At 63.1% G+C, this 21,722-nt stretch carries 21 protein-coding genes; 16 read left to right on the top strand and 5 right to left on the bottom strand.

Annotated elements, in window-relative coordinates; translation table 11 throughout:
- Window positions 1-20 precede the first annotated feature (20 nt).
- The 5 genes from VF168_10325 to VF168_10305 all read left to right on the top strand — a co-directional run bounded on the left by VF168_10325 (window position 21) and on the right by VF168_10305 (window position 3,557).
- Complete coding sequence (locus VF168_10325; protein ID HEX7004568.1) at window positions 21-1,031, top strand: branched-chain amino acid ABC transporter permease; 1,011 nt, start codon at window positions 21-23, stop codon at window positions 1,029-1,031.
- On the top strand, window positions 1,009-1,737 hold the full coding sequence (locus tag VF168_10320; GenBank protein ID HEX7004567.1) for an ABC transporter ATP-binding protein: 729 nt from the start codon (window positions 1,009-1,011) through the stop codon (window positions 1,735-1,737). The genes VF168_10325 and VF168_10320 overlap by 23 nt, the downstream gene beginning before the upstream one ends.
- Window positions 1,730-2,464: an ABC transporter ATP-binding protein gene (locus VF168_10315; protein HEX7004566.1), complete on the top strand. Its 735-nt coding sequence runs from the start codon at window positions 1,730-1,732 to the stop codon at window positions 2,462-2,464. Before VF168_10320 ends, VF168_10315 begins: the two co-directional genes overlap by 8 nt.
- A gap of 11 nt (window positions 2,465-2,475) precedes the next feature.
- Window positions 2,476-3,189, top strand: a complete 714-nt coding sequence (locus VF168_10310; protein ID HEX7004565.1) for a hypothetical protein — start codon at window positions 2,476-2,478, stop codon at window positions 3,187-3,189.
- 242 nt (window positions 3,190-3,431) lie between these two features.
- A complete protein-coding gene (locus tag VF168_10305; GenBank protein ID HEX7004564.1) occupies window positions 3,432-3,557 on the top strand; it encodes a hypothetical protein in 126 nt (41 codons plus the stop codon).
- Here the strand turns inward: VF168_10305 and VF168_10300 are convergent.
- The gene (locus tag VF168_10300) at window positions 3,554-5,263 is read right to left on the bottom strand and encodes a hypothetical protein (protein HEX7004563.1); all 1,710 of its coding nucleotides are present in this window, start codon (window positions 5,261-5,263) and stop codon (window positions 3,554-3,556) included. The two genes, VF168_10305 and VF168_10300, sit on opposite strands and share 4 nt — an antisense overlap.
- 260 nt (window positions 5,264-5,523) lie before the next feature.
- Between VF168_10300 and VF168_10295 the strand changes: the two genes are divergently transcribed.
- From VF168_10295 to VF168_10280, 4 genes are all read left to right on the top strand, one after another.
- Complete coding sequence (locus VF168_10295; protein HEX7004562.1) at window positions 5,524-5,823, top strand: helix-turn-helix transcriptional regulator; 300 nt, start codon at window positions 5,524-5,526, stop codon at window positions 5,821-5,823.
- 89 nt (window positions 5,824-5,912) lie between these two features.
- The gene (locus VF168_10290; protein HEX7004561.1) at window positions 5,913-6,185 is read left to right on the top strand and encodes a PqqD family protein; all 273 of its coding nucleotides are present in this window, start codon (window positions 5,913-5,915) and stop codon (window positions 6,183-6,185) included.
- The gene (locus tag VF168_10285) at window positions 6,182-6,577 is read left to right on the top strand and encodes a lasso peptide biosynthesis B2 protein (GenBank protein HEX7004560.1); all 396 of its coding nucleotides are present in this window, start codon (window positions 6,182-6,184) and stop codon (window positions 6,575-6,577) included. Before VF168_10290 ends, VF168_10285 begins: the two co-directional genes overlap by 4 nt.
- Window positions 6,574-8,367 (top strand): asparagine synthase-related protein, encoded by a 1,794-nt coding sequence (locus VF168_10280; GenBank protein HEX7004559.1) that lies wholly within the window; start codon window positions 6,574-6,576, stop codon window positions 8,365-8,367. Before VF168_10285 ends, VF168_10280 begins: the two co-directional genes overlap by 4 nt.
- Before the next feature lie 354 nt (window positions 8,368-8,721).
- Here VF168_10280 and VF168_10275 read toward each other — a convergent pair whose 3' ends face one another.
- The gene (locus VF168_10275; GenBank protein ID HEX7004558.1) at window positions 8,722-10,512 is read right to left on the bottom strand and encodes an ABC transporter substrate-binding protein; all 1,791 of its coding nucleotides are present in this window, start codon (window positions 10,510-10,512) and stop codon (window positions 8,722-8,724) included.
- Window positions 10,513-11,129: 617 nt separating this feature from the next.
- Between VF168_10275 and VF168_10270 the strand changes: the two genes are divergently transcribed.
- The 5 genes from VF168_10270 to pyrF all read left to right on the top strand — a co-directional run bounded on the left by VF168_10270 (window position 11,130) and on the right by pyrF (window position 16,991).
- Window positions 11,130-11,795 carry an aquaporin gene (locus VF168_10270; GenBank protein HEX7004557.1) on the top strand — a complete coding sequence of 222 codons (666 nt, stop codon included), beginning with the start codon at window positions 11,130-11,132 and terminating at the stop codon, window positions 11,793-11,795.
- 113 nt (window positions 11,796-11,908) lie between these two features.
- Entirely contained in the window at window positions 11,909-12,379 is a 471-nt protein-coding gene (locus VF168_10265) for a hypothetical protein (GenBank protein ID HEX7004556.1), read from the top strand.
- A gap of 203 nt (window positions 12,380-12,582) precedes the next feature.
- Window positions 12,583-13,095: an RsmD family RNA methyltransferase gene (locus VF168_10260; protein ID HEX7004555.1), complete on the top strand. Its 513-nt coding sequence runs from the start codon at window positions 12,583-12,585 to the stop codon at window positions 13,093-13,095.
- A gap of 213 nt (window positions 13,096-13,308) precedes the next feature.
- Window positions 13,309-16,110, top strand: coding sequence for a preprotein translocase subunit SecA (gene secA, locus VF168_10255; protein ID HEX7004554.1), 2,802 nt, complete (start codon window positions 13,309-13,311; stop codon window positions 16,108-16,110).
- On the top strand, window positions 16,107-16,991 hold the full coding sequence (pyrF, locus tag VF168_10250) for an orotidine-5'-phosphate decarboxylase (protein ID HEX7004553.1): 885 nt from the start codon (window positions 16,107-16,109) through the stop codon (window positions 16,989-16,991). Before secA ends, pyrF begins: the two co-directional genes overlap by 4 nt.
- Window positions 16,992-17,065: 74 nt before the next feature.
- Here the strand turns inward: pyrF and VF168_10245 are convergent, their stop codons facing one another.
- The 3 genes from VF168_10245 to VF168_10235 are packed head-to-tail and all read right to left on the bottom strand — an operon-like array spanning window position 17,066 to window position 19,904.
- Window positions 17,066-18,058, bottom strand: coding sequence for an NAD-dependent epimerase/dehydratase family protein (locus VF168_10245; GenBank protein ID HEX7004552.1), 993 nt, complete (start codon window positions 18,056-18,058; stop codon window positions 17,066-17,068).
- 11 nt (window positions 18,059-18,069) lie between these two features.
- Entirely contained in the window at window positions 18,070-18,831 is a 762-nt protein-coding gene (locus VF168_10240; GenBank protein HEX7004551.1) for a LytTR family DNA-binding domain-containing protein, read from the bottom strand.
- Window positions 18,828-19,904 (bottom strand): sensor histidine kinase, encoded by a 1,077-nt coding sequence (locus VF168_10235; GenBank protein HEX7004550.1) that lies wholly within the window; start codon window positions 19,902-19,904, stop codon window positions 18,828-18,830. The genes VF168_10240 and VF168_10235 overlap by 4 nt, the downstream gene beginning before the upstream one ends.
- A 237-nt stretch (window positions 19,905-20,141) precedes the next feature.
- Here VF168_10235 and VF168_10230 point away from each other — a divergent pair, with 237 nt between their 5' ends.
- On the top strand, window positions 20,142-20,342 hold the full coding sequence (locus VF168_10230; protein HEX7004549.1) for a hypothetical protein: 201 nt from the start codon (window positions 20,142-20,144) through the stop codon (window positions 20,340-20,342).
- Entirely contained in the window at window positions 20,339-21,700 is a 1,362-nt protein-coding gene (locus VF168_10225; protein ID HEX7004548.1) for a S41 family peptidase, read from the top strand. Before VF168_10230 ends, VF168_10225 begins: the two co-directional genes overlap by 4 nt.
- Window positions 21,701-21,722 lie beyond the last annotated feature (22 nt).

Here is a 21,722-nt window from a genome sequence, read left to right as displayed (position 1 = left end):
ACCACGCCGCGAGGTGGGACTTGATCTCCGAGAAGCGAACGTCCTCGCAAGGCAGGACCGCGCCGCGCGACCGCACGACCTGGCATCTCGTGGCTCTGCTGCTCCTGCTCGTCGCCGTCGCCCTCGTCGTCCCGCGGGTCTCCGGCGCCGCGATCGTAATCGCCATCAACGTGCTCCTCTATGCCGGTTGGGCTACCTCCTGGGACCTTCTGGGAGGCTGGACCGGCCAGGTTAGCCTGGGCCACGCCGCGTTCGTGGGACTGGGCGCCTATACGGTAGCGCTGTTCGCTCAGCGGCTCGACCTTGGGCTCTGGGTGAGCGTGCCGATCGGCGCCCTCTTCTGCGCACTGCTGGCCCTGGGCTGGGGGGCCATGACCTTCCGGCTCAGAGGCTCCTATTTCGTGCTGTCGACCATCGCCGTAGCCGAGATACTGCGGCTCGTTGCTATCAACGAGACCTGGCTCACCGGGGGCGCACAGGGGATCTTCATCTTCAGCATCCCGCGGCTCCTGGGGCTCGACGTTTTCGAACGGTCCACTCAGCTCTTCATGGCGCTGTTCTTCTTCGCGCTCGTTCTCTGCGTCACCCTGTTCGTCTCACGAGGCCGGCTTGGTTACCGGATGCGGGCGGTTCGGGAGGACGAGGAGGCGGCGCAGGCCGCCGGCATCAACCCGCAACGGGTGAAGCTCACCGCTTTCGCCCTCTCGGGAGCGTTGACCGGCCTGGGTGGCGCCTTCTACGCCGTGTACCTGTCGTTCCTGGAGCCGCACGACATCTTCTTCCTGCCGCTTTCGGTGCAGATCGCGCTCACCGCGATCATCGGCGGACGTGGCACGATCTGGGGTCCGTTCGCAGGCGCGCTACTGCTGGTCCTCTCCCGCGAGATGTTCCGCGGCGTCTTCGACCAGGCGAACCTGCTCATCTACGGGGTGCTCATCCTGGTCGTGGTGCTGTTCGCTCCGCGGGGCATGCTGGGCGAACTGGCCCGAGCGGCAGTCAGGAGGCGCTATGCCGGCGATTCTCGAGGCTGAGAACGTCACGGTCCGCTTCGGAGGCAACGTCGCTGTCGACAACGTCTCTCTGAGCGTGCGATCGGGCGAGATACTCGGCCTGATCGGCCCCAACGGCGCCGGCAAGACGACCCTCTTCAACGCCCTCACCGGCTTCGTCATCCCGACCGACGGCCGTGTGAACTTCCTGGGTAAGGACGTCACCAAGGCTCCGCCCTACCTTCGCACGAGGATGGGGATGGGCCGGACCTTCCAGATAGACCGGCCTTTCGAGGAGCTTACCGTGTTCGAGAACGTCCTCATCCCCGCCTTCCTGGGCACGTCGAGGCGAAAGGATGCCGAGAGGAGCGCCTGGAACGCTCTCGACGCCGCTGGACTGTCGGACCGAGCGCTTCAACCGGCGGCCGACCTCAACCTCGCCCGAAGACGCCGGCTCGAGCTCGCCAAGGCGCTGGCCGTCCAGCCGAAGGTGTTGTTCCTCGACGAGACGATGGCCGGACTCAACCCGCCCGCCCTCGCGGCGATGATCGACTTCGTTCGCCACCTCTCGAGCACCGGCATCGCCATAGTGATGGTCGAGCACATCATGAAGGCGATCGTCGAACTGTGCGGCGAGGTGCTGGTCCTCGCCTCGGGCAACAGGATCGCGTCGGGTACCCCCGAGGCCGTCACCTCGGACCCCGAAGTGATCGAGGCGTACCTGGGAAGCGTGGAAACCGATGGCTGATCAGACCGAATCGAACACTCCCCTCTTGGAGGTGCGCAACGTCGACCTTGGCTACGACCGCCTCGAGGTCGTGCACGACGTCTCGCTGGTCGTGGGCAGTCACGAGCTGGTGGGGCTGGTGGGGGGCAACGGTTCGGGCAAGTCGACGATCCTGAGGGCGGTATCGGGGATGATCGCTCCCTGGGCTGGTGAGATCGTCTTCGACGGCCAGCAGGTGAACGGCAGGAAGCCGCACCAGATGGCAGAGCTCGGATTGGCGCACGTGCCGATGGGCAGACAACTCTTCCCCGACATGTCGGTCGAGGAGAACCTGAAGCTGGGCGCCTTCCTGCCCAGCGCCAGGGAACGGCGGGAGGAGAACCTGCGGAGGGTCTACGACCTCTTCCCCGACCTCGCCGGGAAACGCAGACAAGCCGCCGGGGCGCTCTCCGGCGGTCAGCAGCAGATGGTCGCCGTCGCCCGCGCTCTCATGCTTGGGCCCAAGATGCTGATCATGGACGAGCCCTCGCTTGGCCTCGCGCCCAGGCTCGTACAAGACGTGATGCAGGTCATCCGCACGGTTGCCGACAGCGGACTGGCCATCCTGCTGGTGGAGCAGAACGTGATGCAGGTGCTGAGGATCTCGGACCGCGCATACGTGCTGGAGAACGGCAAGCTGGTGATCCAAGGGACCTCCAGCGAACTGATGGGCAACGCCGAGGTGAAGCGGGCGTACCTGGGGATCTGAGCCTCACAGTGATGCAGCTGCTCACCTTCTCAACGGCTCTCCTCCTGGCCCTGATACACGTCTTCTCGGGTCTGCTCCGCTTCCTCGAAGGCGTTCCGCGCAACCGTTGGTTGTCCGTGGCGGGTGGCGTCTCGGTCGCCTACGTCTTCCTGCACCTCCTTCCCGAGCTGAACCGAGGCGTCGAATCGCCAGATCGATTCCTGCCGGCCGTAGAGCAACTTCTGTACCTCGTCGGGCTTGTCGGACTCGCTTTCTTCTACGGAATGAAAAAACTGGTAAGGACCAGCCGTAGCAACGAAACGACGGCTCTGAGTGGCCGGCCGGCTACCGCCTTCTGGCTTCACATCGCGTCGTTCGCGCTCTACAACCTGATCGTGGGCTATCTGCTCGTCCATCGCGAAGAGTCCGGCTTCGGAAGCCTTTTATGGTTCGTGGTGGCGATGGCCTTGCATTTCATCGTCAACGACTTCGGCCTAAGGGAAGATCACAAGACCGACTACCACACGAAGGGTCGTTGGATTCTGGCTACCGCGGTCGTGGCAGGCTGGGCGCTGGGCGAATCGATAGCGTTCCCCAAGGGGGTCGTCACGGCCCTGTTCGCTTTCCTGGCTGGAGGCATTGTGCTCAACGTGTTGAGCGAAGAACTGCCGGAGGAGCGGCACAGTCGCTTCTGGGCCTTCGCCCTTGGCGCCGGAGGCTACGCGGCCCTACTCCTCATCGCCTGAAGACGCACTGGCGTGGATGCAGGTCGGAATGAGACCAGGGGCGGTAGCAGCTCGGCCCGGCTGAACAGTAGGTCCCTCGAATTCCAGGCCACCCTCGACGTGACCAGACCAAAACGCGCTCATACTCCATCCCACCCTGCCGACACCCGCTAGTCTTTCGCCTCAAGACCCGCGGGAACTTTCAGGGTGAGGAGGCTACCGTGACGGGGCTGCGCAGCGAAACCTTCAAAGGAGATCCCGATATGAAGAAGCTGCTGTTGCTGTTACTCGTGCTGAGCCTATCCTTCGCCTTCGCCGACCCGGAGAGGGTGACCGATCCCGGCGTCAACTCCGCCGTGAGAGCCATTCCGGCACACGCCAGCCGCTAGAACTCTCGCTGCAACCTCGACACCCGGGTCCTGGCCTTCAGGATCCGGGGGTCGTTCTCATCGAGCAGGTCGGCGGCGCGTTCCCACAGCTCCAGGTCCTCCTCGAGTATTCCGGCCAGGGCGTAACACGCCTCGGCATCATCGGATTTGAGTGCTGCCTGACGCAGTTTCTCGTCGAGCTCGCTACGGATTTCCTCGATCCCGGGAGCATCCGATTCTGGCAGAAGCGGGCCGCGATAAAGCTGAACCGCTTTGCGTAACCCACCACCTTCCAGCAACCGGCCGACCTCAACGAAGTCGGCTCGCCACTCGATATCGAGCCGGTAAGGCGGCGGCGACACCGGAACGACATTACGAAGCTTGGATAGGTAGGAGTAGATTTTTTCCCTGTCTACGGTGCTCCAACCCAGCTCGGTCAGGAGCCGGTCGGCGCTCAACCCTTCCGAGTAATAGGCGAGCAGAGCGAGGATGTTCTTGAAGTTGCTTCCCACTCCCTTCCTGGCGCCCTTGACCAACACCTGCGGGTCTCCCAGGAAACGAAGTTCGAGTTCGTGATGGCGACCAGCGTAGTCAGCCCAGATGTCAGCGAAGTGGCTTTCGGGGCCCGACAACAATTTCAAGCCGGTCTTGGAAAGCTTGCGGAAGAGCGCACGGTCGCCGGCACTCGCTTCTCCGCCGGGGAGACCGGCTCGCGCCAGAGCGAGGTAGAGCCTGGCTTGCGCCATCTGAGGCGCGGGTAGGGTGAGGGTTTCGAATTGAAGCACCTTGTCGAGATGGGCGACTGCATTCGCCGGTTCCTCGAACGCCAGCGCCATCCCCAACGCCAGTACTGCCGACCTATGGTACTCCCAGGAATCGAGTCGCGTCAGAGAGTACGCTTCGCGGGCAACTTCCAGCGCCTCCTTTCTTCCGTCTCGACCCAGTTCGAAAAGGCCGCGGACGAGGCTCAGTCCCCGGATACCCTTCATCTTTCGAGGGGCCATATCGAAATTGGTGACAAGCAGGTCGAGAGCCTCTTTCACACGATCTGTTGCCATGAGGTAGTCAGCCAGGGTGGAGCGGAACATCGACTTTAGAGAGCTGAAAGCTTCGCCCAGGCGGCTCTGGGCCTCTCGAAGCAGCCCCTCGAGGCCGGCGGTCTGTCCCGTCATGATCCTGGCGTAGGCCCAGTTGTTGAGGATGTAGAGGCGGCGCTGTAGGTCGCTCAGCCCAAGTCGATCGAACTGCGCTAAAGCCCATTCGCCCCAGCGCACCGCATCCACGAACTCACCGGCGTCGATGAGGCGCGCCGTTAGGGTACCGGCCGCCCGCGTCACCTCATAGGGATGGCCCTTGCTTTCGGCCAGTTTGACGGCCTTGCCCAGTACTCGTACGCCGTCTCGCGCCCTGGGCAGGACCCGGCCGTAGAGGTAGACGGTGAGCGGAGTCCGCTCTGACCGACAGGCCCTCGTTATCTCGCTCCTGGCGGCGGCAGGCTCGAGAAAGACGGAGGCGTAGAGGGCCCTTAGGTCAGGCGCCTCGTTCTCGGCCAGATACGCCTCGACTTCGTGTCGCACCGACTGCTCGAGGTCGAGTCGCACCGACGAAGCTAGGCGCCAGAACAGGTAGTCTTCCTGCTCCGTTCCGGCCGAGTCATGCCCTTGCAGTAGGTCCCAGAGCTGCTGATGGGCTCCCCGCTCGTGGAGGTAGTGGGCGAACTCGTTCATGGGGGCAGGGTCGACTTGTCTCTAGGTGAGCCCACAACCCCACCGCAGCGACCATATAGGCGTCGGTCAACCGTGCAGACACTGTCGGTCTGGTTCTGGCGCGGTAGGTGCATGATCAGCGCGGTACGGCTACTAATCATCCTCACTCCGACGACTGTCGGGATACATTGTGGCCATTCATGTTACGCGCTTCGCTTACAGGTTGCTAGACGCCACTTCTGTCGTGGCGCGGCATAGTCCCGCCTTCCGATGATGGCGGGATGCCCCCCACCACCGCCTTCGCTCCCTACTTCGCCGTAATCAGGCTCCGGATCAGGAGGGCGCGGGAAACAGCCGGCCTTACACAGGAGGCCGCCGCGGAACGGGCTGGCGTTGCTGTCAGGGTGTGGCAGCGCTACGAAGGACGCAAGACTGACATTTCCGACCCCGGCCTCTGGACCCTACTGAGGATCGCGCAGGGGCTGGATGTCGACTTCGAAGGTCTCATCGAGATGCCGAGCAACCTGGAACTCGAGGCGGCGCGCGAGCTGGAGTACTACCCTACGCAAGATCGGAATTGAGCTTAGGCAAGGGCGAATGACGGACCCGACAGAGGGTCCGGGGGATGAACAGTTGGGTAGTTGCAGGGTGGCCTCGCTATTAATTGCCCATGGCAACAAAGTTCGGTCATTGGCGAATTCACGCAGGCGTCCACGTCGCGGTCGACGGTGAAAGCCTCCTCCTGCTCTCCCCCAAGGGCGAATACTTCGGACTGGACGACACCGCAGCGGAGATCTGGCGCGCCCTCGAACAGGGTCGACTCGAGGAAGTAGCAAGCAAACTCAGCAACAACGCCGCCGTCCCGCTCGAAACCGTCTGCACCGACATCCGCAACTTCCTCACCGACCTGAACGGCGCCGGCCTCCTGGAAAAGCAGCCATGAGAAGCTACCTCGCTCTCGTCAAAGCCGACCTCGACCTGCTGCTTCATGGCGTGAACCGGACGGCCGCGAACGTCCCACCGGCAAGTCAGCGATCCGCGAGCGAACACGAGATCGAGGAGATGCGCCGGGTTGCGGAGAACATCCAGAGAGTGGCGCTCTACTACCGCCCGGGCGCACGTTGCCTCCCTCAAGCCGTGGCTATCGCCCGTCTTCTAAGGCGGCAGGGCTACCCAGTCACACTAGTCATCGCAGTACGGCGATTTCCCTTCGCTGCCCACGCTTGGGTGGAGTGCCAGGGACAGGTCCTCACGGACCGGCAGGACGTGCGCCTGGAGTTCACCCCGATCGTGCGGAACGAGCCGGCACAGGCACAAGCGAGGGCCACAGCGTGAGCGGCATCGCAGCAGTCGTCTACCTCGATGGTCGTCCCGCCAAGGGGAGCGAGCTCACACCCATGCTCACAGAGTTGGAGCGAGTCGGGCCAGACGGCACCAGCTTCCGTGAGGTTGGTCCAGCCGCCCTGGGCTGCGCTCGCTTCGACACCCTGCCGGAAGACGGACCGCAACCGGTCACCTTCGACGGAGTGACGGTGGTAGCCGACGCCAGGCTCGACAATCGCAACGAACTCTGGCGATTGCTGGAAGCATCCCGGACCTCATCCGAAGCCGTCCTAATCGCATCTGCCATAGCCAAGTGGGGTGAGAAAGCACCTGAACACCTGGAGGGTGACTTCGCTGTAATCGCCTGGGATGGGCGGGAGCGAAAGCTGATCGCCTTTAGGGATCGCTTCGGGGTTCGTCAACTCTTCCTCGCAGAAGCACCCTGGGGACTTCTGCTGGCGACTACCATCGACGCCCTACTTGCACATCCTCTAGTGGACGGCAGATTCGACCCTGACTACTTCATCTCCTACTTCGCCACCCGCAGAGTCACCACGCCACTCACGCCATACCGATCCATCAAAAGGCTCGAACGTGCGAGTACCCTAATCGCAACGCGCCAAACGATGTGGCAGTCGAATTACTATCGTCTCGAACCCTGCCAAACAAGCGCGCGCCTGGACGAGGCGGCTGAAACGGTCCGGCATCTCCTCGAGCAGTCCGTTAAAGCCAGGCTGCGCGCGAGTGTCCCCGTATCCTGCGAAGTCTCCGGTGGCATGGACTCTACCAGTGTATTCGCCATCGCGCGAAGTCACAGTCCGGACATAGAGGCTAGAACACTCGTTTCAGAACGCCTACCCCAAGTCGACGAACGACGCTACAACCGGGAACTGATCGGCGACTCCCCCTGGCGACAGGTCTTAGTCGATGACCTACTTTCGCTAGAAGGGACACCCTGCTCCACTCTCTTTGGTGAACCCGTCCTCGAAGCCGCTCTGGGCCACGTGAGGATTTCTCTTTATCATCCATTCAGGTTGATCCGACTCACTGGACACGGCGGAGACGCTCTTATGAGCGCCGGTTATGCCCTGGTCAACAGCCTGATCAAGAGAGGAAGATTTGGTCTTGCACTTCAAAACGTGAGGGCCTGGGCCGACAGTCGTGACCGACCGATACTTCGAACGCTTCGCTACGCAACTCGTCCGGGAATGATTCCGAAATCTAGGTTCGTATGGGCGACAGAACGTGTCAAGAACCAGGCCGAGCAGTCTGTTTCAACTTTGAGGAACTCGGTCCGTGGCCATTCGCATAGACCAGAGGTCACACTTTTCAATTTGTACATTGAGAACGGGAATATCTCTCCATACCTTCCGTTGGATATTCGCCATCCCTTTCTCGACCGTCAGCTAGTCGAGTACTCTCTCGGTCTTCCAGCGGACGTGAAGTGTGAAGGTGCCGTAGAGAAGCTGACACTACGGCGAGCCACAACTGACCTCCTTCCCAGAAGGATACTTGACAGAAACACAAAGAGCTCATTCGATGCGCTCTACGCGTGGAGCGCGTATCAAAACCGGTCGCGCATCAATACTTGGCTCGACCGACCATGCCTCGCTGCTCTTGGCGTTTTGCAGGCGGACGGCATAAAGAGCCTCGCACACGCCTTGAGCGAGGGGCGGAGGGATCGGATTACCGAAGCAATGATCATTATCAGTACCGAGGCGTGGCTTCAGGGGAGAATCGATCGATCTGAACTAGGCTCGTCGCCGGCGCCAGCTGGCAATCGAGACGTTTCGCTGGCATGAGCTGAAGGGAGGTGAAACAATGAGCTACAGCGCGCCGCAATTGATTCGCTTTGGCAGCGCCATCCGCGTCACGCTTGGTGGCGGTCCACAGTCGGGCGACGCCATCAACAACCTCGAGTCGTAGGGTAGGACAAGGTAATCGTTGGGGGAAGACAATGCCTTCCCCCAACACTATTACGTCCAGTTTCCGGCAAGGTGCCGTTGATCTAGCGATTCTCCACCATTGCTAGTTTGATCTGGCTCCAGTTACCGTTTAGCTCTGGCGAGCGACCCTCGTCTACGGACAGTCCCAACATCCTCCGTTCGTGCTCCAGCCCTACTATTTCATTGGAGACGCCCCGCGTCCTTAACCCTCTACTTAATGTAAAGCACCTGCAGTAAGGGACCCATGAAGAACGAAAACAGGTAGTCGTCCGGTAACACCTGATCAAACGTGTTTCCAACTCGGCGGTCATAGGCTTGATACCTGTCGACCTGAACTATTGGAATCATTGGCAACTGTTCGGCGAATATCACGGTGCCTTCTGCAGCTGCTGCAACCTTCTTCGATTTGGGTGCTTCGGATTCAATGATCGTAGCTATTTCACTCAGCCGCATTTCCCAGGGCTGCACATCACTCGGACCTACGCCGGGTTCAGGGCCAATGCCCCAATATCGGTAGTCTCCTCCCAGGTGAAAAACTTCTGACCAGAACTCTCGGCCGTCGATGGCCGCGCTCCTGGCGTCAAACCAGAGGTCAAAGTCTAGAAATGTTTCCGACTCCCTGAGATATACAAGATCCAGCATCGCCTCGACCGTTTGGGGGCTATCGCTCACATTCAATCCACCTTCTCGTAGAGCCCGCGCTACCCACTTTGCAGGCCCGTTCAAATTGGGGCGATCGAAGTGAATGAGTTCCCATACTAGGTCAGAACCGTCGGGATACGAGTAGCAGCCACCTGGGCAGGCAGATGCCGTGGAGTCCCGACTGAGCCCGAGTCCCTCCAAAAGCTTCTGCGCCAGCTGGAGGTCATAGTCGAATCTGGGATAGGGCAGGTCCACATACCCTGGGCGGTTGTTGAAGTTATAGACGGGTTCTGCCATGTCCCCGTAGAACTCTTTCTTATAGGCAGCCCTATCAAGCAGCATCGACAGTGCTCGCCTGAAATCGGTCGATTGATTCAATTCTCGGCCCCGCGGGTCAGGATGTAGAAAGTTAGGTATTAGGAAGTCCATGGTGGACTGTGTAACTCGCACCTTAACGACTTTATGGCCGGCCTCTTGCAGATCGTCGATTAAGAGGCCATCCAGCACCTGATTCGCTAAGTCGCCTGATCCGGACAACACGACTTCGGCCTCGCCTTTGCCGCTCGTGCCATAAAAGTGCAACCGGTCGACGTATGGCAAGCTGTTACCGTATGCATCCTTAATCCAATTCTGCTCACGATTCTCGAGCAGAATCAGGCCTTCCTCCGCGTCGTAGCTCCCAAATCGCCAAGCACCAGCGCTGACGATTTCAGTTGTGCCGAGGGGGTACAGGGCTCGCACTGCCTCGATGCCACCTTCCTCGTACGCGGTACCAAATACATGGGCCGGCAGCACGGGCATTCTCGCCTGCTCCTTCCATTTCACGTCCGATATCCGCTCGGGCAGGTGCATTACGACCGTGTCTTTGTCAGTGGCCGAGTAGGTGATGAAGTCTTGACCGAGCAGCAGATACTTCCGCAAGTCAGTGAAGTTCGTGGGATCGCCGAAAATGCGTGCGCTCATTACGATGTCGCGGCTGGTGATCGGTACTCCGTCACTCCACCTCATGCCCGTCCTGAGCTCGAACGTGACGTCCATCCCATTTGCTGAGACCTGATACGACGTGCACATGTGACACTTCGGCTCAATGAGGAGCGCGTCGTTAACCATCAATCTGGGGTACAGATTTAAGAGAAGAGCCGCCGCCTGCACGTCAGCCGTTACGTTTAGTGACTTGAACGGCGCGAAGAAGTACCACGGGAACTCCAATGTTCCCCCATACTCACCCTCGGCGGCGTGGCTCTCGTCGTAGTTCTGCAGTATTTGCGATATTTCCAGCGATTGCGCCACAGCTGCAGTCGCCACGAGGGGGACCACGAGCGCCAGGCACGCGAGTGAGCGGGCTAGAAAAGAGAGCACGGTCGACCTCCAAGAGAGGTTCGGAACGCCGGCAAACCCTTTGTCTGTTCTGAACTAGACTGAGAACGACCCAGCGCGGGCGCTCGACCCGATGGCTCGCCATCACGGGATAGGTCCCGGCCCACCAGAGCAAGAGACCACAGCCGCCCGCGTTGGGCACTCCCATGCAACAAGACACGGCGCGCAGGGCAATAGAACAGATCGGCCACCAACTACATAGCCACCACCTCGCATCTCAGAAAGACGGGTAACACGATAACATAGCATCGTCCTGCGTCAACTCGGTTCCTACTCAACTGACTAGGCTTCGGCAGGCGTTACTGCAACAAAGATCTCGGACCGACAGCAGAGATGGGAAGGACACAAACGTGTACTACGCGCCAAGACGTGTTCGCTCAGGCGCCGCAATTAACCTGACCCGAGGTTCCGGCGGAGCTCTGCAGACGGCATCCAGTCGCTGGTCTTGCAGTTTCACGCGGGAGGAAATTACCCCCGCGCCAAGAAGCAGTACTGGGATCGGAGCGGTTCCGTGCCCACTCTCCTAAAGCAGAGGTGCGTCTCGCTGCCGTTTGACTGCCTCCGCTGCTAGTTACAATCTCCGGGACTTGGGAGGAACCATGAACTTGAGAGCGATGATCGCAGAAGCGATCGGGACGTTCACTCTGGTTTTCATCGGCGTCGGCGCAATCGCCAACGATGCCAGCCTGCTGGGAGTCGCCTTCGCGCACGGTCTGGCAATAGCCGTGATGGTCGCCGCGACAGCTGCCATCTCGGGAGGGCACCTGAACCCAGCGGTTACCGTCGGTCTTCTAGTCACAGGTCGGATAGGTGTCGGCGACGCTGTTTCCTATGTCGTCTCTCAACTCGTCGGCGCGACTGTCGCCGCCGGCTTGCTCCTCCTGACTCTGAAGGATCAGGTGCTGCCGATCGCGGTAGGAACACCCACTCCCGGGCCGGAGTTGGTTGCGGCCCAGGTTTTCGTCATCGAGGCCGTGCTGACGTTCCTGCTCATGTTCGTGATCTTCGGAACGGCCGCGGTGCGGGCCGAACCCGCGGTGGGCGGACTTTTCATCGGCCTGACGGTCACCCTCGACATCCTCATGGGCGGGCCGCTCACAGGCGCGGCGATGAATCCCGCCCGTCATTTCGGACCGGCATTGTTCGCCGGCCCCGAGTACCTGGCTCAGTCGTGGATCTACTGGCTGGCGCCGTTCGCGGGCTCGGTGGCCGCTTCACTGCTGTATCACCACCTACTTCACCGGCCCGAACCTACCTCCCGATAGCGGCCCATCGGACTACGGTGAGAGTCGGAGGCCGGCTGCTTGTCGGGTTGACGGTGCCGCGCTTGTCAATTCAACAGGACACGCCCAACCATCTGCTCAGAAGGAGGAGAGGCATGAGCACGCTTCAACGGATCGTCGGCGCGTTCCTACGGCCCTATACGAGGCGCCGGGCGAAGAACCTACCGCTGTCGGCTGCCATCGAGCGCCTCGAGGAGTCGAAGCAAGTTGTCGCGAAGCGCTTCGCCGACGCTAAAGACACGCCCGCAAATCGCGAGGCGATGAACCACGTAACAGGAATCGAGCGGTGGGGGCAGAGCCGCTTGCGAGTCGCCATGGGTGCTCCCCTGCAGATCGACTCGTACCGCGGTTACCGTTTGCCTGAGGACGCTTCGATCGAAGACCTCAGGCTGGCATTCCGCGAGACGCGAAACGGGACATTGGCGCTGGCCCGCGAATTACAAGACCAGGACGTGGACCTGATGACGACAGTAAGACACAACGACTTGGGCGAACTGACCGTAGTCGAGTGGCTGGCCTATCTCGACGACCACGGCATGAGAGAATCGCTTAGGATCCGCGGATGAACCGAGCTCAGCCTGAGGCAGGCATGACTTCTCTGTCGAGCCTGTCACCAAGATCGTCGCGCGCGACATCGAGATCGTAGTCCATCTGCAGACCCAATCAGAACTCCGGAGAGTTGCCGAAGTACCTGGACAGGATGCTCCTCACGGATGGACTAACCACAGAACTTGCAGCCTCCGTCGAAACCCCCGACAATGACTCCTCGATGTCCAAGCCCCGGATCATAGGCGGAAGCGCTCGCGGCCGCCCCCTCGAGACGCCCCGCCGCGGAACTCGCCCCTCCCCCAGTCGCCTCCGTGAGGCGCTGTTCGATATCCTCGCCTTCCGGGAGCCGGGGGAGTTCCTGGACCTCTTCAGCGGATCGGGTGCGATAGGACTGGAGGCGGCCAGTCGAGGCTGGAGTTCGACCTGCGTCGACCTGAGCAGAGAGGCGGCGGCCGTGATCGGCCGTAACGCCAGGGCGCTCGGGCTCGAAGTCGAAGTAGTACGCGCGGACGCCCTGAAGTTCGTTCGGGAGCGCAGCGGTTTCGACGTCGTGTTCGCGGCTCCGCCCTACCCCCTCGACCTCGTCGAGATCTTTGCGTCGATCCACGACGCCGCGCCGGCAGCCGCGGGCGGCGTCTACATATTCCAGCACCCCAGCGATCTCGACCTACCTCTCCCCGGGAAGGTCAAGCGGTACGGCTCCAACGCACTTACCCTGATCGAGGTTCCCTGAAGCGGGGAGCCAGGAAATTGGCGGCCGATCGCCTAGTCGCTACCCGAGCCGAATTGGGAGCCGTGATAGACTTACGAGATGCGTTCTGGCGCTCCCGTGTGCCGGCTTATCGGAAGTTTCGGCCTCCCCAACAGCCGACGTTAGTCCGCGGCAGCGCCGCCCGGAGACTGTCTCCCGGGCGTTCCAAGCAGGCACTTCCGAGAAAGGTCGGGAATGGTCGGATTCTTCCAGAAACTGTTCGACAACAACGATCGCGAGGTAAGACGGGTCGAACGAGAGATCGTCGCCGCGGTCAACGAGCTAGAAGCGCAGATGGAGCAGGTCGAGGACCTCAAGGCGGCTTTCGCGAAGCTCCGAGAGCGACACCTCGACGGCGGCGAGGAACTCGAGGAACTGATGCCCGAGGCGTTCGCGCTGGTACGCGAATCGGCCAAGCGCAACCTGGGCATGCGCCACTACGACGTGCAGCTCATAGGTGGAGCGGCCCTCCACTACGGCAAGATGGCCGAGATGAAGACCGGCGAGGGCAAGACGCTGGTCGCCACGCTCGCGCTGGCCCTCAATGCGATCACCGGCAAGGGAACTCACCTCGTCACGACCAACGACTATCTCGCACGCACCGGTGCCGAGTGGATGGGACCCGTCTACCGCGGCCTAGGGCTAACCGTCGGGGTGATCGAGAACACCAACACCCCGGACCAGAGGCGCGCCGCCTACCGCAGCGACATCACCTACATCACCAACAGCGAACTGGGCTTCGACTACCTGCGCGACAACATGGCGTTCCGTCCGGAACAGCTGGTGCTGCGAGAGGAGAGTCCGCTGCACTACGCCATCATCGACGAGGTGGACTCGATCCTCATCGACGAGGCCCGCACGCCGCTCATCATCTCGGGGCCGGCCGAGCTCGCGACGGACAAGTACTACACGATGGCGACGCTCGCCCGGAAACTCGAACGGGGTGAGCCGGCCGAGGACGAGAACTCCAAGCCCACGGGCGACTACACCATCGACGAGAAGACCAAGGACGTCCACCTCACCGAGCAAGGCATCGAGAGGGCCGAGAAGGAGCTGGGGATCGACGACATCTTCGGCACCAAGAACATGGAGTTCGGCCACATGCTGCGGCAGGCGCTGCGCGCCAAGGAGCACTACCACCTCGACAAGCAGTACGTGAAGGACGAGGCCGGGCAGATCGTCATCGTCGACGAGTTCACCGGCCGGCTCATGCCGGGAAGGCGCTTCGGCGAGGGTCTCCACCAGGCGATCGAGGCGAAAGAGGGCGTGAAGATCGAGCGCGAGAACCAGACCCTCGCCACCGTCACCTACCAGAACTTCTTCAAGCTCTACGACAAGATCGCCGGCATGACCGGGACTGCCAAGACCGAGGAGAAGGAGTTCCAGGAGATCTACGGTTCCGACGTGCTGGTGATCCCCACCAACAAGCCGGTGGTTCGCCAGGACTTCGAGGACATCATCTACCGCACCCTCGACGGCAAGTACGACGCGGTGATCGAAGAGATCGCTCAGGTGCACGCCACCGGCCAACCGGTACTCGTGGGCACGGTGACGATCGAAGCCTCCGAGCGGCTCTCGCGGATGCTCAAGCGCAAGGGCATCGAGCACCAGGTTCTCAACGCCAAACATCACCTCAAGGAGGCCGAGATCGTCGCCCAGGCGGGCCGCAGCGGCGCCGTCACCATCTCGACCAACATGGCCGGCCGCGGTACCGACATCGTGCTGGGCGGCAACCCCGAGATGCTCGCGCGGAAGCTGCTGGAGCGCGAGGGGTTCGAGCGCTACGACTCGGACACCGAACTGCTAATCAAGTCGGTGATGCTCCGCAAGATGGACGAGGCACGCGAGATCGCCGCTCGCATCCAGGAGCTTCCCGAGGACGTCCTGGGCAAACTCGAGCGGCTGCGCGACGAGGCCGAGGCTGATCACGCGAAGGTGGTCGCCGTCGGTGGCCTCCATATCATCGGTACCGAGCGGCACGAGTCGCGACGCATCGACAACCAGCTGCGCGGTCGCGCCGGTCGTCAGGGCGACCCTGGTTCGAGCCGCTTCTACGTCTCCTTCGAGGACGACCTGATGCGCATCTTCGCTTCGGGCCGGGTTCTCAACATGATGGATCGGCTGGGGATGGACGACAGCCAGCCGATCGAGGCGCGGATGGTTACCGGCGCCATCGAACGCGCCCAGAAGCGCGTGGAGGACCGTAACTTCGGCATCCGCAAGCAGCTGCTCGAGTACGACAACGTCATGAGCAAGCAGCGCGAGGTCATCTACGCTCAACGCCGCGAGATCCTCCTGGGGAACGACATCTCGGAGGACGTACAGGACATGATCGCCGAGTACGTCGACTCCCAGGTGCAGAGCTACCTCAACCCCGAACTGGAGCCCGAGGAGCAGGACATCGCAGCCCTGCGCGCCGGCGTGCTCGAAGCCGCCCCGGCCCTCGAGAAGTTCGACTTCGAAAGCCTTCGCGGGCTCGATCCCGACGAAGCCACCGACAAGCTGGTCCCCGAACTCGAGGCGGCCTACAAGGCCCGCGAGGAGGAATTGGGCGCCAAACTGCTGCGCCAGCTGGAACGCTTCATCGTCCTGCAGGTGGTCGATCAGCACTGGAAGGAGCAGCTCCACAACATGGACGTGCTGCGCCAGGGCATCGGCCTGCGTGGCTACGGTCAACGCAATCCGCTGCAGGAGTACGCCTTCGAGGCGTTCAACCTGTTCGAGGAGATGAAGTCGAACATCCGCCTGAACGTCGCCAAGCTGCTCTTCCGCGTCCAGGTGCAGGCCGAAGGGTCGTTGGAGCGCGGCGACGGCAAGCGCGGCCGGCTCGTCTACTCGAACCCGGCCGAAGCCGCCGGAGATGCACCGACCACCGCCTCCCCCGTTGCCGCCGCCGCTGGCTCGCAACCGGGAGCGGGCGCCGGACGGGGCCGCCAGCCGCTCAACCGGGCGCAGCGCCGCCGGCAGGAGAAGGCCAGCCGGAAGGTCAAGCGTTGAGCGAGGGGGCCTTCGCCCGTTCATTCGCCGAGCGGGTTGCCCAGCGGAGTCGGGAGCTCGAAACCCGCGTATGCCTGGGTATAGACCCGCGCCCCGAAGCCCATCCGCTCACGAACCCGCAACGGTTCGACGGCGATCCGGCCAAGACCGCCCGGGCTGTCGTCCACTACTTCCAGGGGATCATCGAAGCCACCAGCGACCTGGTCGCCTGCTACAAGCTGCAGAGCGCCTTCTTCGAGGTGCTGGGCATCCCCGGGCTCATCGCCCTCGCTCAACTCCTGGCCGACATCAAGGAAGCCGGTGTTCCCGTCATCCTCGACGCCAAACGGGGCGACATAGGCTCGACCTCCGCAGCGTACGCCCGGGCCTACCTGGCCGATGGCGTGTTCAACGCCGACGCCCTCACCGTCAATCCGTACCTCGGGTTCGACACCCTCGAACCTTTCGTGGCCCTCGCCAGTGAGAGCGGCCGTGGCGTGCTGATAGTGCTCAAGACTTCCAACCCGGGTTCCGGCGACCTGCAGGACCTGCGCCTGGAAGGGGGCGAACTTCTATGGGAGCACCTGAGCGCCAGGATCGCGCGCCTCGCTCAGGAGACGCTGGACGAAAGAGGTTACACGCCGCTGGGCGTGGTGGCCGGGGCCACCTACCCCGAGCAGCTAGCTCGCATCAGGGCGGCTCTGCCCCAGAGCCTGCTGCTCGTGCCGGGCTACGGCACCCAGGGGGGCACTGCCCAGTCGGTCGCCTCTGCCTTCGCCGACGGTGGCGCGGCCGTGGTGAGCGCCTCCCGCTCGCTCACCTATCGCAGCGTCGATGATGACTTCGCCGAGCTGTCGCGCGCCGCGACGCTGGTGATGCGGGACGAACTGAACCGCATCTGAGCGCGACGAGCGCCAACCAGGACTGCGCCGGTGTCCCGGCGCGGCTGCGGCCTCACCGATTCCCCGGGGGCCTGCTAGCTCCGCACCGACTCCCTCGCGTTCCAGGCGCTCAGCAGCTCTGCCTCCCGCTCCCTCGACATGCCCGCCCGGGGTTCGCGCGCCTCCTGCCTCCGGTGCCACTCCAGGGTCGCCCGCACGGTGTCCTCGGCGCCTCGGATGACGAGGCCCTGCTCGATCGCCCGACCGCCGTCGACCCGCGAGAAGTTGACGTGGTCCCCCGGGATCCAGAGGGGCATCTCGATGAACGGCTGCACCTCGCGCTCGAGCAGGAACTGCTCGTCCACCCAGGTGAACCGGGCGTCCGAGCCGGAGACCAGCCGGCACGTGTCGAGGGTCTGACCCAGCTCGAAACGGTCGGGTTCGCTCACCGCGTTGAAGGTACCGGAGAGCCTGCGCTCCAGGGCGAGCAGCAACCACGCCGCGAGGTCACGAACATCGATCCATTGGACCGGCAGTTCGGGTGAACCGGGAGCTAGCACCTCGCCGCCTTCGGCGACGCGCACCGGCCAGTAGGTGAAGCGGTCCGAGGGGTCATCCGGACCGACTATCAGGCCCGGGCGAACGATCAGGCACGACGAGCCGAACGCCGCCTCGACCGTCTCCTCACAGAGCTTCTTGAGGCCGCCGTAACTCTGAGCGGTGATCTCCTCGACCGTCGGGTCCTCCAGCACGATTGTCGGGGCCGACTCGTCCTGGTACGGTTTCGACTGGTCGGAGTAGACGCTGATCGTGGAGACGAAGGCGTAATGCTCTACTCGTCCGTCCAGGGCTGCCGTCATCGCCGAAGTCTGCCTCGGGAAGTAACCGCAGGTATCAAGCACCACGTCCCACTTCCCCTGCTCCAGCTCACTCAGGTCGCCGTTCCGGTCGCCCTCGATCGACACCACTCCAGGTGGCGCCGGCCTGTTGCCGCGGTTGAAGAGAGTCAGCTCGTGCCCTTTCGCCAGCGCCTGCTCCACGAAGTGCTTTCCCACGAAGTAGCTGCCACCGATGACGAGTACCTTCACTTTCTCCTCCTTCAGCCTCTGCCCTTGAGCACCCGGTCGAACGCGGGTCGGTAGGTGCGGGTAGTAGTCACCTTCTCGCCCCCTTCGAGGATCAAGATGTACTGACCCTGGAACCAGCGCTGGATCTCCCGTATTCGGTCGATGTTTATGATGGCCGACCGGCTCACGCGCACGAACCTCTGCGGGTCGAGGTTCTCCTCCAGGGCGCCGATGCTCTCCCTCGCCGCCAGCTGTCTGCTCGCCGAGTGGATCTTCACGCGCTTCCCGGCGGCCTCGATCCAGTCGATCCGCTCGACCGGGAGGAGGAAGATGCGGTCCCCTTCGTGAACCGCTATGCGAGTCTGGAAGCCCTTGGGCCGCAGTTGGGCGAGGACCTCGGCCAATTGACTGCCGCTTGGCCTTGCCTGGCTCAGGCGCGTCCGCACCCTTCCCAGTGCTGCTTCGAGGCGCTCCTCGTCGAACGGCTTGAGGAGATAGTCGACGGCGTTCACCTCGAAGGCGCGCACCGCGAACCGGTCGTAGGCGGTAACGAAGACGACGACAGGTCTTCGCGCCGGGGGCAAGCGGCCCAATACCTCGAAACCATCCAGCTCGGGCATCTGGATGTCGAGGAAGAGTACATCGGGCTGCTCCTCCTCCAGCGCCCTGAGCGCCTCGGCGCCGTTGGCGCAGTTCGCCGCCACCTCCACATCTCCCTGGCGGCGCAGCAACTCCTCGAGCAGCCGGCGCGCCAGCGGTTCGTCGTCGGCGACCACCGCACGAAGTCGGTTCACGGGCCCACCGCGCGCGGGAGACGGATCGTCACTACCGCCCCGCCTTCCGGCCGGTTGCTCGTTTCGAGCGAGTACTCGCTCCCGTAGAGGGCGTCGAGCCGGGCCCTGACGTTACTGAGGCCGAGGCCCGACCCTGCCGTACCGGCGAATCCAGGGCCGTCGTCGTCGACCCTGAGTTCGAGCGCTCCCCCTTCACAGCGGGCCCGCACCTCGAGCGAGCCCGATTCGGATCTCCTGCCGATCCCGTGCTTGATCGAGTTCTCGGCCAACGGTTGCAGGAGGAAGCGTGGCACGAGCCACTCCTCGCACCCCTCGGCTACGCCCACCGAGGTTCGCAGCCGGTCACCGAAGCGCATCCGCTGGATGGCCAGGTAGCGCTCGAGGATCTCCGCTTCGCGACAGAGGGGGATGAGCTCCTCGGCCTCCTCGATCGAAGTGCGCAGGAGGTCGCTGAGGTTCGTGAGCATCCGCCGCGCCTTGCGCCCGTCCTCCTCTATGAGGGCAGAGATGCCGTGCAGCGTGTTGAAGAGGAAGTGGGGCTGGAGCTGCATCCGAAGCGACTCCAGGCGGGCGCGGGTGAGGTTCGCCTCCAACCGCGACGTCTCGAGCTCCTGCCGGTGCAGCGCGCTCTGGAAGGCGAGCATCTGGTAGACCGCGAGCACCCCGAGGTAGAGGAGGAAGAAGGTCGCGAAGTTGAACTGAGCGCTCTGCGAGATCATCTCCGCGAAGCTCATGCTAGCGGCGGTGATATCGGGTCGCAGCGGCACCAGTTCGATGACCAGGTTGTAGAGGAGCAGGTAGAGGAAGAACACCGCCGGAGCTATGAGGAGGTGCAGCGCGACGTTCCGCGGTCGGGTGAGAGGCAGCCTCCGGGCGACGAGGAAGATCAGGGGACTGACCACCGCCCACATCGCCCAGCCCGGAAGTTCACGGCGGAACTGGGAGAACCAGGTCACCTCGTGCCCGCCAGCTCTGAGCCCCACGAAATACTGGGTGGAGAAGAGGAGCAGCAGCGCCGTCCACACGGCCACACCGATTCCGAGGCTGCGCAGGGTCCGTCCGATCCGACTCATCCGTTGGGCTTCCGCGCTCACAACGTACATCCGCCCGCCATCATGACCGGACGGGGCGACGAGGCTCGTTACTATCTCCTCAACACCTTCCCTGGGGAACGAAGGGCCGCACCGGGGAACGAACTGCTGGGACGCGGCTGACCAGCTCGGGCGGCTGAGCGGCGTTCCGTTCCGCCAAGAGTCGCTTGCTTCCCTGGGCATGGACCACCTTCCGAGCGCTCCCGTACTCTTCCTCTCATGGACCGACGCACCTTCTTCAAAACCCTCCGAGGGGCCGTAGCAATCGGACTCTGTATCGGCCTCATCTCGTCTGCGGCCTGGCTCGCCGCTCCCGAGGAGGGCAGGAACACGATATCGGGTCTCGTGGTGGGGATCGGCTTCGGTGCCGCCCTCTGCCTGGGCCTGCGCAGCCTGCGGAAGGGCCGGAATAGCTCTTGAAGGGCTCAGACGACACCGGACGGGCGCGGCCACGCCGCACGCTTCTTCTGGTCGCGCCTCTGCTGGTCGCGGCTCTGCTCACGCTGGCTCCGGCCGGGCAGGTCGCGCTTCAGGACAGTCCCGCCTGGAGGTCGCTGCAAACCGTTCGGGACGTCCTGGGGAGCAACTACCTGTGGGAGTTCGACGAGGAGTCGGCGCTCAGGGGAGCGATCACAGGATTGGTGGAGTCGCTGAACGACCCCTTCACCGAGTACATCCCGCCGCAGGAACTGAGCGTCCTTGAGGGGAGTCGCGAAGGGGCCTTCGGGGGTGTGGGGGCGGTCTTCTACAAGGTCGAAGGCGACCCGGGCGTGGTGGTGGAAACCTACCTCGGCCTGCCCGCTCACTCGGCCGGCCTGCGCCCCGGGGACCGGCTGCTCGCCGTGGACGGAATCGAGGTGCAGGAGCTGGACCTGCGAGAGTCGATCGAGTTGATCCGCGGACCGGTCGGCCAACAGGTGACGTTCCTGGTGAAGCGCCAGGACGCCGAGGAACCGCTCGAGATCGCCGTCACCAGGGACCGCATCTCGATTCCCGTTGTGAGCGGAACGACGCTCGACGGTGGGGTCGGCTACCTGCGGATCGAGACGTTCGAGAACCAACTCGTCATCCGGCAGCTGCGCGAGAGACTGGACGAACTGGAGAGGTCGGGGATCGACAGGCTCATCCTCGACCTGCGCGACAACGGCGGCGGCTACCTCTCCCAGGGCGTGGAGGTTGCGGATGAGTTCCTGTCCGCAGGGGACATCCTCTTCGTACGCAAGGGCGGGGTAACGCGGCGGGCCTTCTCTGCCGACGCTTTCGCCCGCGACCTGCCGCTGGTCGTGCTGGTAAACGGCAATTCGGCCTCTGCCTCCGAGATAGTGGCGGCGGCGTTGCAGGACCACGAGCGGGCGCTGATCGTGGGCGAACAGAGCTTCGGCAAGGGAGTGGGTCAGGACCTGCTGCCCCTTCCGGGCGGAGGAGAACTGAAGTACGTCAGCTTCGAATGGCTGCGCCCGTCGCGGGAGTCGGTACACGAAACGGGCGTCACCCCCGACCTGCTGGTCACGGACCTGCGGCCCTCCGAAGGACCGCTGGTATTCGGATCGAGCGCTACACCCGGCGCCGAGGTCGTGATCGAGATCGGCGGAGAGGTCGTGGGCACAGCGGTGGTCGGGCCCGACGGCAGCTTCACCCTGAACCCCACAGGCGAAGCGAACGTCACGGGAGTAAGCGTCCCTGGTGTAGCAACTGTCGAACCGGCTTCCGACCCGATCCTGAGGGCGGCGCTCGAACTCCTCAAGACCGGAACCGAGGTGGCCGGCCGGGCTACTTGAGCCGACAGGTCGACGGGTGCGC

It is taken from the genome of Trueperaceae bacterium, from assembly GCA_036381595.1.
Classification (GTDB): domain Bacteria; phylum Deinococcota; class Deinococci; order Deinococcales; family Trueperaceae; genus DASVCN01.
Note: the sequence above shows the minus strand (reverse complement) of the source record. Positions and strands in the feature narration are given on the sequence as shown.